Below are 11,634 nucleotides of genomic sequence, written 5' to 3'. Positions count from 1 at the left end.
TCAGATTCCAAAATACTTCACATAGTCATCCGACGAGTAGCGAAACGGCTCGGCGGAGCGTGCTAGATGCACGGTGTGGGGCTTGGTGTCCTTGGTGATCAGGGCGCCGGCACCGACGATGTTGTACTCGCCCACCGTCACTTCGTTCACCACCGTGGCATTCACGCCGATGAAACTGTTGCGCAATACGCTGGCCTGGCCCGAAATGACGGTTCCCGCCGCAATCCAGCAGTGCTCCGCGATGCTGCTGTGATGGGCCAGGGTCACGTTGCTCCATACCATGCTGTTGGCGCCAACGCGTGCATGGGGTTCGATGACGGCAGATGGCAATACCACGCAACCTTCCCCCAGTGCATGACTCGAACACACTTGCGCAGCGGGATGAACGTAGGTCTCCACCGCATATCCCATTGCCTTGAGCCGCAGGAAAAGCGACTCGCGGACCCGGTTGAGATCGTTGTAGCCGACCGCCATAACGACACGGCAGGTCTGTGGCGCGAAACGTTCTTTTACCTGGGACAAGCCTACGGCAGCAAAGCCATCCACGCTTCCCTGGTCGATGAATTCGTCATCCACCGTAAGCCCCACTACTTCATAGCGGCTGTCGGCCCGCAGATAGGAGTAAAGGATGTCGGCCGTTATTGCGTTGCCCGCCAGAATTACCTTCGTCATTCCTCCGCCTCCATCACCGCCAGACCGAAACCGGTTTTTCCGTAACCGTTGCCGTTGTAGAGCATATAAAGGCGCCCTTCATGGGAAAAAACCCTGGGGTAGCAGATCATGTCCGAATCCCATCCGCTGTCCGAGACATCGATGCCCGCTTGGTCGTCCATGCGAACCCAGTCAAGGCCGTCGGCCGACTCGGCATAGCCTATCCGATAGGTCTCTATTCCAGGTTGCGCCCTGAATGAATACCACATGCGATACGTTCCGTCTGCCCCCCTGATGACGGAGGGGCGCGAAATGGCATATTCGTGTTCGTTGGCGTAGTCGATGCAGACGGTGGCCCTGGGTTCCCAGTAGATGCCATCCACGGAACGACGATGCTTGATATTGTAATAATGGCGGAAGCCCTCCGGCCGCGGCGTCCAGTGATCGCAGGATACGTACCACATGCGCCAACTGCCATTCTCCAGCATTACCGCGGGAGAGGCGGCAAAACAGGGATCATCGACGCCCCGGTCGAGCACAGGTCCGTTCAGTCTGGAGAAGCTAAGGCCATCATCGCGGGAAATGGCAAGCCCCGTGGCGGCGTCGAACATCAGGCGATTCTTGAGGCTGAAACCGATGGTGTAAAGATAGATGTTCCCGTCGACCCGCACTACGTCGGATGGAATGATGCCGTTGTCGTCGAAGAATCCGGTTGCTCCAATGTCGATGATCGGGGCGGTTATCAGGTTACCAATCTGGCCGGGGGTTTTCAGGTCCAGTTCGAGTGAAAAAATGCGACCGCGTCCCAGCCCGTCGTAGGCGGCGAAATAGATGCGATAGACATCCCCGAAGAGATGCAGCGGTACGGGAGTTCGGCCGCCCGCCACCATCGACTCGTTCTGGCCGGAGGCGCAAAATACCTGGCCGAGTTTTGTCCATTTCATGTGCAGATTCCGCCGAAGGCCGCCCCCATTGATCAGTCCTGTTTCATCGGTTACGCGAAGGAAATGTTCTTTCGTTGCTTGCCATCGATAATTCTTCCGGCGGGCAGAAGTTGATCCGGGATTTCGACATAGGCAATGTCCGAATTCGCAATGGTGTAATCCAGCAGTTGTCCTATGGCGGATCCCTTTCGAACGAGAATCAAATCCGACCAATCGGTATTTGTCAATGCGACCGGGCGAAAATCGGAGCGCTTCAGAAAGCTCGATACGGCTTCGAGAACGCCCAGGTTCTGCAAGGTTCCGGCGCTGCTGTGGCAGCAATCGTTAAGCATGATGCAGCCGTTTTCTGCGACGATTTCCTGATAGCGCATCAAATCCCGCAGGACATACTCATATTGATGGTTGGCATCGACATACACAAGATCGAAGTGATCCTCGCCGGTTCTCGGCTTGATATGCGCCAAAGCCTCTATGGTTGCGTATCTCAGAAAAACGACATTGGCAAGTCCCTCGAGCTTCGACACGCATTCATCGTGGATCACATCGTAGGTTCGCTGCTCCCGAACGGATCCGCCGAAATAGTAGTCATAGGTATCAACCGGATTCACCCAGGCGGGGAGCTCGTCAAACGGACAGTATCCTTGCGTGGCCGCTTCCGCGCTCCAGGCATCGATCAGCACCATGAGGCTTGGTGACAAAGTTCGATGCAACACCAGCGCATTGTCTCCGCGCAACACACCAAGCTCGATGACTTTCGGCGCGATCGCCATGGCCTTATAAGTCATGGACAGGACAACGTACAGATCGTTTCTGCCCAGTTGGACCACCTTCATGCTTGACCTTTCACGTCGCGGACGCCGGAATACCGGAAAGCCCTTGTCCAAACTACGGCTTGCACTTCGCGCCCTGAATCCATGTTCGAACCTCCCTGGCCAGGCTTGGCAACCATGTCGCCTTCCTTTCTTGATGAATCGCTTTCAAGGCCCCGAGCGATTGACGGGCCAGTTCGACATTCCGTTCGGAATAGCCCCAGGCAGCGCCAAGCCGATGCTCCACCGTGTTCTGGACCTCGGGGGACAACAGGGGGGACGGAAGGTAAATCACGGGAGCACCGCAGAGTCTGGCCATGACGAGGGTTCCCGACCATTCATTGGAAATCACGACCTTCGACCGCCACAGGACATCGCGTAGTTGCCTGTAGCTGAGATTGTCAGCCGGGTTCAGGACGCAGGTGGGATTCACCGGGGCCTGAATTGTTTCGGCAACGCTGAATATCCTATTCACATAGTAGGTGACTTCCGTTTTCGGGATCGCGTCGTTCGGAAAAAAGAAATCCGGGTCGTACAGGGGATAGGTGAGCGTCGAGTCGCATCGCCCACTGCGCCCCAGCTCCGGCCCGAAACCAATAACGCGATCCGCCCAGTCGAAACTGCCGTCCCAGTTGCCCTTGATATGTCCCGGATAGTTGAGCAGCCACCATACCGCGTAATCGGCCTTGAGCACGTTTCCAGTAACGATTTCAGGGTAAATCGCCACGATCGTCATCCCCGCCGCCCGCATGGTCTCCAGGTACTCCAGACTGACGAGCGGAACCCTCGCCCCCGGCATGCCCGCTCCCGCCAGCATGCCGACGTTGCAGCCCATGGCGTACATGTCTTCAGCCATGGCATGAAGTGCATAAACTCCACCGCTGGTGCGATGAAAGGCCGGCGCATACACGACAAAGACTATCTCCCGTTCCGCAAACGGCCGCACATCGAAGGTGTTCATCGGACTGGCAGGTTCATGGCCGGACTCCGTTTTCGCAATGCGGAGGAATATGTCTTCGAGGTTGCGCACGAACTTCGGTGTATCGAACAGCGGATGGGTGTCCCGGTTCGCCGCCAGGCGGCTCCGGATCAGAGCGAGTCGCGCCGCATCGCCGGCCAGCCCAACCGCCAGTTCCTCGTAGTCGCCGAGTGAGGTGGTGATCAGTTCCGGCAGTCCGATGGCATTGAGCAGGCTGCCCCCCATCCGCGAGGCGAAGCTCCTGCCGGAACAGGTGAGCACGGGAAGTCCCATCCACAAGGCATCCGCCACGGTGGTGCCGCCGTTGAACGGTGAAATGTCGAGAAACAGGTCGGCGACGGCAAATCGTGCGAGGTAGCGGGCCATCGGTACGCGAGGGGCGAAAATCAGGCGCTCGCGGCCTACCCCCTGAGCCAGGGCATATCGAACAAGGTTTTCCCGTGCCCCCTCATCCGCGGCAAGCAGCCAGAGCACGCTGTTCGGAGTACGTGCCAGGATGCGCATCCAGGCGGAGAAAAACTCCGGATTGAACTTGGTGTTCTTGTTGAAGGTGCAGAAGACAAAGGCGTCCTCCGGCAATCCGTATTCGGCTCGACCCAGTGGCGCCGCGGCGACTCGTTTCCTGTCATTGACCTGGAAGCAGTCGGGAAGGTAAAGCGGCTTCTCGCTGAAATGGCGAACCGATTCCTCTGTCAGCACATATCGGTCGGCCAGCACGTAGTCGATCTCGGGCATGCCGCTGGTGCCGGGAAATCCGAGATAGGCTATTTGCACCGGCGCCGGATGATAGGCGAGGATGTTGGGACGCGCACCGGCGGTGTGTCCCTGCAGATCTACCAGGATGTCGATTTCGGCGTCGCAGATTGCACGCGCGGCGTCTTCGTCCGACATTTGGTCAATCCGGATGAAGTGATCCATTGCGGCGGACACGCGGCGGCGAATCTCCGAATTGTCCTCGGGGCTGCCGCAAAAGCCGAACACTTCGACACGGTGCCGATCATGCAATTCATAGAGTTCTGCCGTCAGATAGGACACCGGATGCCGCCCGAAATTCGACGAGAGGTAGCCGATCCGCAACCGCCCGTGGGAGTAGCCGGCAACAGGCGCGAAGCGCGGCATGACGGGCAGCGGCAACGGTTCGCGGTGCCTGACCGCGGCATGCAATTGCAGCGCCGGGTCATCGGATATGGCCAGCATCGCCACCGGCGAAACGGCGGCGAGCATGTTGTCCGCCGAAATACCCGGCAAGGGCGCCAGCACCGGCCATTCGCATTGCTGCTGCCGCAGGTAGATCAGGTGATACAGAACGATTTCCTGATCGGGTTGTACCGCCAGACTGCGGGTGAGCATGGTCAGCGCCTCGGGAATCCGCTCCAGCGCCTCCAGGCGCCGTCCCAGGCTGTTGAGCGTAACGCGCAGCGCCTCCTGATCCGGGTTCGGCGTGGCATCGAGCAGCTTCAGGGCCTCCGACCATGCGGCAATGGCATCAAGGTCCCTGCCCTGGCGATCCAATGCATGACCGAGATTGACGTGCGACGCCGCATAGCCTGGGTTAAGCGCAATGGCAGCGGTGTATGACTCCTCCGCTCCCGCCAGATCGTTCGCGCCGTTGAGCAATACGCCCACGTTGAAATGCGCGATCCACGCATCCGGCGAGTCGGTTCTTGCTAGCCAGTCGCGGTACAGCTTGATTGCACCCGCCGTGTCACCCGACTCTTCCAGCGCGTGGGCGACGCTGCTGAGATCGGCGATATTGCTCGTACTCTTCCTTGGTGTGCGGCTGGAGGCTGTTCGCGGCTTGGCCATGGTGCGTATGAAGAGCAATCGGGGTATCGGTCTGGACAGCCCCAATTGTGTGTCCAGGCAGTGCCGTTGGATAAGCATGAACAGGCCGGGTAAAGCGCTGCAAATGCCGCCATTCTTCCCCCGTTTTCCGTTTCGCCGGGCGCTGGCAACCTTCGGCTAACCGGTACTCCAGCCGCGCGGTCGCCTCATGCCGGCAATACGGCAGGCCTGCTTGACGTAGCCGTAGGGGAACAGTTCGAAAACGAGGTTGCGCGAGCCACCCACTTGCGCCGCCAGGTGGCGGGTGACGAAACGCACATCGGGAATCACCTGGTGCTCCTGGTAGAACTCGCGCATGAAACGGATCGCGATCCAGTGTGTGTCCGTCAACTCGATGTTCTCCTGCCGCGCCAGCACCTCCGCCAGCTGCTCGTTCCAGTCCGCCGGATCAACCAGATAGCCTTCGCCATCCGTCGCCGGCAATACGCTTGTCGCGTCCATCGCTATTTCTCCCGTCGATCCAGAAAAGTCCACGCTGCAATAATCCATCACGCCATGATATACGCACACTATGATATATTCAGTGGCAGTTCATTTCAAGGATGTCGGCCGAATGGGTAACGCGGCACTCCAGAAACGAGAATTCGAAGCCCTCTCCCAGTTCCGCTACCAGTTGCGGCGCTTCATGCGCTTCAGCGAGCAGGTGACGCGCCGCTCAGGCATTACGCCGCTGCAATACCTGCTGCTGCTGCACATCAAGGGGTTTCCCGGACGCTCATGGGCGACCGTGGGCGAGCTGGCCGAGCGCCTGCAGGCCCAGCATCATGGCGTCGTCGCCCTGATTTCCCGGTGCGAGACGCGCGAGTGGGTGACGCGCGAACAGGGGCGGGCGGACCGGCGCGAAGTGGAGGTGCATCTCACCGCCAAGGGCGAACGCATGGTGAGCAAAATGGCGAAGCTGCACCGCGACGAATTGCTGAATCTCGAAGGCGGCTTCCTCCTGCCCAGACTCCAGGAACTGCAGCAGGAGTAGCCGTGACTGGAACAACGCCGTGACCCTTCCGATCGAAATCGCCCAGGCCGTACGCAGCGCCTGCGTGCGGGCCGCGCTGGAAGGCTACGAGCAGGCTCAGGTCGCCGGCCTGTGCCAGGAGGGTGCCTGGGAAGTCGCCGTCGATGCGATGCGAAGTCTCGACCTCAAGGTAGTTCTTCGGGAGACGGCCCTGGAAGACCCCTTGCCGCCGCCTCCTCGCGGGCCTTCTTCTGCCTGAGGCGCTCGTTCTTGTCGTCGTTGGCGAAAACAAAGCGCCCGTGCAGCACGCAGCCCTTCATGCCGGGGTCGCACGGCAGGTTGTTGACCTTCGAGCAAAGATCGTTCGCTTCGTGCGGGCAACCCCATGAGCCGGCCATGATGGGTCCTTTTCCTTTTCGTTGATCAGGCGCTAGTTGCGCACCAGCAGCATCTTCAGGCCACGCGGTGCATGCACCAGATCAGCCAGTGTGTAGTCGTCGAGCGCCGCATAGAGCGCGTCGAAGGCACGCACCAGGATTCCGGAGAGCCGGCAGGCCGGGGCGATGCGGCAGGCTCCGGCATCGTCCGAAAGACATTCGACGATCGCCGTGCTGCCTTCGCTGGCGCGAACGACCTGCCCCAGCCGAATGGCCTCGGGCTCGCGCGCCAGGCGGATGCCGCCGCCCTTGCCGCGCACCGATTCGATGACCCCGGAGCGCGCCAGCTGGTGCACCACCTTCATCAGGTGGTTCTCCGAGATGTCGTAGGCAGCCGCGATCTCCGGAATGGTGGCGAGCCGCTCGCGGTTGAGCGCGAGGAACATCAGCACGCGCAGGGTGTAGTCGGAAAAGGTGGTCAGTTTCATGTCCGCCAGTCTACGCCAATAAGCAGTAAAAAAGATATTGCTTTAAGAAAAAGGTGGTGTTAGGATAAAGCTGTATTCATTTTACCGCTTTAAAAGCCATGACGAAAGAAGCCGCCGCAGCCTCCGACCGATCCGCCCTCGACGAGGAGCAGGTGCGCGACGTCCTGCGCCAGGTCATCGACCCCGAAGTGGGCCGCGACATCGTTTCCCTCGGCCTGGTCTATCGCGTCGAGGTCGCCCCCGGCAGCCTGGTGATCGAAATGACCATGACCTCGCCGGCCTGCCCGATGGGCGACATGATCGTAGACGACGTCCATGCCGCCCTGGCGAGAGTCCTGCCCGACACGATCGGGCCCGACATCCGCCTGGTCTGGGAACCGCCCTGGAATCCCTCGATGATGGACGAAGCCACCAAGCAGCATTTCGGCTGGACCCCCGAATGACAAAAGCGACGCATCCCGAACCCCATCCTTTTTCAACCCCGCCACAGAGGAGCAGGACCATGAGCACGACACAGAACTTCAAGGCCACCATCGATGTCCGCCACATCATTCCCCGCGAGCGCCATCCGCTGATTTTCAGCACCTTCGACCATCTGGGCGCCGGCGAGGCGCTGCTGCTGGTAAACGACCACGATCCGAAGCCGCTCTTCTACCAGTTCCAGGCCGAATCGAAAGGCGAGTTCACCTGGGATTACCTGGAAGCCGGCCCCAATGTCTGGCAGGTCCGGATCGGCAAGCCCGTCCCGGAGGGCGCCGCCGCGCCTGTCGGCGGCTGCGGCTGCAACCACTAGGACCGGCTCACGACCATGGCTGACCTGCGCCCCGCCGCCCGCGTGCCGCTGCTGGTGCTGGGCATGCTGTCCCTCGTGGGCGGCGTGCTGGCGGGCCTGGCGCGGCTCGACTGGGGCGTGCCGGCGACCGCGGCGAACGCCGCCGGCTGGCACGGGGCGCTGATGATTTCCGCTTTCCTCGGCACGGTCATCAGCCTCGAACGCGCCGTCGCGCTCGGTCGCGGCTGGGCCTACGTGGCGCCGGCGGCTTCCGGCATCGGTGGCATCGCCCTGCTCGCCGGTGCGCCGCTGGTGGTGACTCAAGTCCTGACGGTCGTCGCAGCGGCGATACTCGTCGCCGCCAGTATTCAGGTGCTGCGCCGCCTGGTGGCGCCCTTCACGATCATCCTCGGCACGGGCGCCGCGTGCTGGCTGGCGGGCAACCTCGCCTGGCTTGCCGGCGGCGCGCTGACGGCGGCCGTGCCCTGGTGGCTGGCCTTCCTGGTGCTGACCATCGCCGGCGAACGGCTCGAGCTGACGCGCTTCCTGCCCACCCCGGCCGCCGCGCAACGGCTGTTCTTCGCCATCACCGGCGGCATCCTCGCCGGCGCCGCCCTCAGCTTCTGGCAGGAAGACGCCGGCCTCAGACTGTTCGCCGCCGGCCTGCTGGCGCTCGCCCTCTGGCTGCTGCGCTACGACATCGCGCGGCGCAATGCAAAGCAGCAGGGGCTGGTCCGCTTCATCGCCCTGTGCCTGCTCTCGGGGTACGGCTGGCTGGTGCTGGCCGGCCTGCTCGGGCTGGCCGGTGGCTTCCTGCCCGGCCACCCGTGGCGCGACGCGACGCTGCATGCGGTCGGCCTCGGCTTCGTGTTCTCGATGATCTTCGGCCACGCGCCAATCATTTTTCCGGCCGTGGTGCGGGTGAAGATTCCGTATCACCCGTTCTTCTACCTGCCACTGCTGGTGCTGCACGCCTCGCTGGCGCTGCGCATCCTCGGCGGCCTCGGTGACGGATTTCCGCTGCGCCGCGAAGGCGGCCTGCTCAATGCCGTCGCCCTGCTGCTGTTCATCGTCACGATGGTCGCCAGCGTGCTGCGCGGCAAGCGCGAAACAGCCATTCAAGGAGCTGCATGATGGGCGCCGTCGAAGAACCCGGCCCGGAAATCCTCGGCAAGCGCAACAGCGCCGGCCCGCAGGAAAAATGGACCACCGAGCGTGTGCTTTCGATACGCTACTGGACGCCGACGCTGGTGACCGTGCGCACCACGCGCTATCGCGGCTTCCGCTTCACGCCGGGGCACTACACGCGCCTCGGGCTCGGCGCCGCCGATGACATCGTGTGGCGTCCCTTCTCGCTGGCCTCGGCGGCCTATGACGACTTCCTCGAATTCATCGCCGTGCTGGTGCCGGGCGGGGCGTTCTCGGAGCAGCTCAAGCACCTGCGCGCCGGCGACAGGCTGCGCGTCGACAAGGCCAGTTACGGCTTCCTCACCGTCGACCAACTGGCCCGCGGCAGGGATCTCTGGATGCTCGCCAGCGGCACCGGGCTCGGCCCCTTCCTCTCGATACTCCAGGATCCTGCCGTCTGGCAGAACTACGAGCGCCTGATCGTCGCGCACAGCGTGCGCCACTCGTCCGAGTTGGCCTGGCGCGACGAAATTGCCGACATCCCAAAACGCGAATTGTTCGCCGACGCCAAATCCACGCTCACCTATCTGCCGGTCGTCACCCGCGAGCCGGGTGAAACCCTACTGGCCGAACGTATCCCTCTGCTGCTCGCCGACGGCCGCCTCGAAGCCGCCGCCGCGACGCCGCTCGATGCCGCCGCCTCGCGCGTGCTGGTCTGCGGCAATCCAGAGATGACCCGCGAACTGCGTCAATTCCTGACGACGCGCGGCTTCGCCACCAACCGGCGCGGCGTGCCGGGGCAGATGGCCTTCGAGAAATACTGGTAGCCGGGAGATGCCGCCGCGATGAAGCGCCACCCCGACCTGCTGCAACTCTCGCGCGAGCATTACGGCGCGCTGAAGCTGGCACGCGATGCTCGCCGTGCGGCCGAATCGGGCGCAACGGACGAGGTAACGGCGCTGGCGCAGCGCGTCGCCGCCCTTTTCGCCGCCGAGCTCGATCCGCACTTCCGCGTCGAGGAGCAGGGCATCCTGATTCTCCTGGCGGAAGCCGGCGAGCATGAGCTGGCAGGGCGCACCCTGGCCGACCACGCCGAGCTGCGCCGCCTCGCCAAACGTCTGGCCACGCCCGATGCGGAGACGCTGCTGAGTTTTGCCGAGCTGCTGGGCGCGCATGTCCGCTTCGAGGAACGCGAAGTCTTCGAGGCAGTCCAGGCCAGGCTCGGCGTGGACACCGTTTGAACAAGGCCATGACCCAGCAGGCCGTCGCCAGAAAAGTCATCGAAATAAAGCCCTACGCCGATCCGGAAGCGAAGGTGTACCCGCGCTCGATCAGCGGCATCTACGCCCGCTGGCGCTGGGTCTTCGTCTGGCTGACGCAGGGCATCTTCTACGGCCTGTGCTGGCTGCCGTGGCACGGCCGGCAGGCCATCCTGTTCGACATCGACACGCGCAAGTTCTACCTCTTCGACCTGGTGCTCTGGCCGCAGGACACGATCTATCTCGTTCTGCTGATGGTCATCGGGGCGCTGGCCCTGTTCCTATTCACTGCGGTAGCGGGGCGCCTGTGGTGCGGCTACGCCTGTCCGCAAACCGTCTACACTGAAATTTTCCTGTGGTTCGAGAAACTCATCGAGGGCGAGCGGCGGCAGCGCATCGCGCTCGATGCCGCGCCGTGGTCTTTGCACAAGCTGTCAATCAAGACCGCCAAACATGCCGTCTGGATCATCTTTTCGCTGTGGACCGGCTTCACCTTCGTCGGCTATTTCACGCCGATCCGCGAGCTGGCCCACGATCTGCTGACGCTGTCCCCGGGCGCCTGGTCGGCCTTCTGGGTGCTGTTCTACGGCTTCGCCACTTACGGCAACGCCGGCTTCCTGCGCGAACAGATGTGCCGGCAGATCTGCCCCTACGCGCGATTCCAGTTCGTCATGCTCGACCCCGACACGCTGATCATCGCCTACGACGCCAAGCGCGGCGACGCGCGCGGCGCGCGCGCGAAGGGCGTCGACCCGCGCCAGCAGAACCTCGGCGACTGCGTCGACTGCGGCATCTGCGTCCAGGTCTGCCCGACCGGCATCGACATCCGCAACGGGCTGCAGAACGAGTGCATCGGCTGCGCCGCCTGCATCGACGCCTGCGACCAGGTGATGGACAAGATGGACTATCCGCGCGGCCTGATCCGCTACTCGACGGAGAACGCCGTCAGCGAGCGCCTCACGCCGCTGGACATCGTGCGCCGGGCCTTCCGGCCGCGCGTGATCGTCTACGCCGCGATCCTGCTCTCGCTCGCCGCCGCCACCGCCTGGTCGCTATCGACGCGCATTCCGCTCAAGGTCAATGTGCTCAAGGACCGCGGCGCGCTGTCGCGCGAAGCCGACGACGGCTCCGTCGAGAACATCTACCGCCTGCAGATCATGAACACCGGCGACAAGACCCGGACTTTCCGCATCCGCATCGCCGGCGTCGAGGGCATCCGCCTCCACGACGACACGCCGGTCACCGTGCCGGGCGGCGAGATCGGCAGCCGCACCGCCAGCGTCAGGGCCGATCCCGGCGCGGCGAAATCCGGCGCGATTCCGATCAGCTTCAGTATCGAGGACGTGGCCGACGCCGCGGTGGCCGTCACCGAGAAATCAAAGTTCTGGATGCCCTGACGCGAATTGACGGGAAGCGGAACTCCTGTTCCC

General features: G+C 62.7%; 14 protein-coding genes. 8 read left to right on the top strand and 6 right to left on the bottom strand.

The genetic code is table 11. The features are described from left to right. From SUTH_RS04950 to SUTH_RS04930, 5 genes are all read right to left on the bottom strand, one after another. Complete coding sequence (locus tag SUTH_RS04950) at nucleotides 1-672, bottom strand: acetyltransferase (protein ID WP_041097545.1); 672 nt, start codon at nucleotides 670-672, stop codon at nucleotides 1-3. Next, nucleotides 669-1,595 (bottom strand): glycoside hydrolase family protein, encoded by a 927-nt coding sequence (locus tag SUTH_RS04945; RefSeq protein WP_041097543.1) that lies wholly within the window; start codon nucleotides 1,593-1,595, stop codon nucleotides 669-671. The genes SUTH_RS04950 and SUTH_RS04945 overlap by 4 nt, the downstream gene beginning before the upstream one ends. A 50-nt stretch (nucleotides 1,596-1,645) precedes the next feature. Next, nucleotides 1,646-2,428, bottom strand: coding sequence for a class I SAM-dependent methyltransferase (locus tag SUTH_RS04940; RefSeq protein ID WP_041097541.1), 783 nt, complete (start codon nucleotides 2,426-2,428; stop codon nucleotides 1,646-1,648). Nucleotides 2,429-2,480: 52 nt separating this feature from the next. Further along, a complete protein-coding gene (locus SUTH_RS18280; protein WP_171817315.1) occupies nucleotides 2,481-5,189 on the bottom strand; it encodes an O-linked N-acetylglucosamine transferase, SPINDLY family protein in 2,709 nt (902 codons plus the stop codon). Nucleotides 5,190-5,345: 156 nt separating this feature from the next. After that, complete coding sequence (locus SUTH_RS04930; RefSeq protein WP_041097537.1) at nucleotides 5,346-5,669, bottom strand: TusE/DsrC/DsvC family sulfur relay protein; 324 nt, start codon at nucleotides 5,667-5,669, stop codon at nucleotides 5,346-5,348. A gap of 82 nt (nucleotides 5,670-5,751) precedes the next feature. Here SUTH_RS04930 and SUTH_RS04925 point away from each other — a divergent pair, with 82 nt between their 5' ends. Then, nucleotides 5,752-6,201: a MarR family winged helix-turn-helix transcriptional regulator gene (locus SUTH_RS04925; RefSeq protein WP_231851102.1), complete on the top strand. Its 450-nt coding sequence runs from the start codon at nucleotides 5,752-5,754 to the stop codon at nucleotides 6,199-6,201. Nucleotides 6,202-6,220: 19 nt separating this feature from the next. After that, on the top strand, nucleotides 6,221-6,439 hold the full coding sequence (locus SUTH_RS04920; RefSeq protein WP_148312854.1) for an acetyltransferase: 219 nt from the start codon (nucleotides 6,221-6,223) through the stop codon (nucleotides 6,437-6,439). 171 nt (nucleotides 6,440-6,610) lie between these two features. Here SUTH_RS04920 and SUTH_RS04915 read toward each other — a convergent pair whose 3' ends face one another. Next, a complete protein-coding gene (locus SUTH_RS04915; RefSeq protein WP_041097535.1) occupies nucleotides 6,611-7,045 on the bottom strand; it encodes an RrF2 family transcriptional regulator in 435 nt (144 codons plus the stop codon). 98 nt (nucleotides 7,046-7,143) lie between these two features. Here SUTH_RS04915 and SUTH_RS04910 point away from each other — a divergent pair, with 98 nt between their 5' ends. Genes SUTH_RS04910 through ccoG form a run of 6 tightly spaced genes read left to right on the top strand, consistent with a single transcriptional unit; the run spans nucleotide 7,144 to nucleotide 11,601 of the window. Next, complete coding sequence (locus SUTH_RS04910) at nucleotides 7,144-7,488, top strand: metal-sulfur cluster assembly factor (RefSeq protein ID WP_041097533.1); 345 nt, start codon at nucleotides 7,144-7,146, stop codon at nucleotides 7,486-7,488. A gap of 59 nt (nucleotides 7,489-7,547) precedes the next feature. After that, the gene (locus SUTH_RS04905; RefSeq protein WP_052473262.1) at nucleotides 7,548-7,838 is read left to right on the top strand and encodes a DUF2249 domain-containing protein; all 291 of its coding nucleotides are present in this window, start codon (nucleotides 7,548-7,550) and stop codon (nucleotides 7,836-7,838) included. Between the two features lie 15 nt (nucleotides 7,839-7,853). Further along, nucleotides 7,854-8,951: a hypothetical protein gene (locus tag SUTH_RS04900; protein WP_041097531.1), complete on the top strand. Its 1,098-nt coding sequence runs from the start codon at nucleotides 7,854-7,856 to the stop codon at nucleotides 8,949-8,951. Further along, nucleotides 8,951-9,772 carry a ferredoxin--NADP reductase gene (locus SUTH_RS04895; RefSeq protein ID WP_084207256.1) on the top strand — a complete coding sequence of 274 codons (822 nt, stop codon included), beginning with the start codon at nucleotides 8,951-8,953 and terminating at the stop codon, nucleotides 9,770-9,772. Before SUTH_RS04900 ends, SUTH_RS04895 begins: the two co-directional genes overlap by 1 nt. A gap of 18 nt (nucleotides 9,773-9,790) precedes the next feature. Continuing rightward, nucleotides 9,791-10,186: a hemerythrin domain-containing protein gene (locus SUTH_RS04890; protein WP_041097529.1), complete on the top strand. Its 396-nt coding sequence runs from the start codon at nucleotides 9,791-9,793 to the stop codon at nucleotides 10,184-10,186. Then, a complete protein-coding gene (gene ccoG, locus SUTH_RS04885) occupies nucleotides 10,183-11,601 on the top strand; it encodes a cytochrome c oxidase accessory protein CcoG (RefSeq protein ID WP_231851101.1) in 1,419 nt (472 codons plus the stop codon). The genes SUTH_RS04890 and ccoG overlap by 4 nt, the downstream gene beginning before the upstream one ends. The last annotated feature ends 33 nt before the right edge of the window (nucleotides 11,602-11,634 follow it).

Source organism: Sulfuritalea hydrogenivorans sk43H (genome assembly GCF_000828635.1).
GTDB classification, from domain to species: Bacteria; Pseudomonadota; Gammaproteobacteria; order Burkholderiales; family Rhodocyclaceae; genus Sulfuritalea; species Sulfuritalea hydrogenivorans.
Note: the sequence above shows the minus strand (reverse complement) of the source record. Positions and strands in the feature narration are given on the sequence as shown.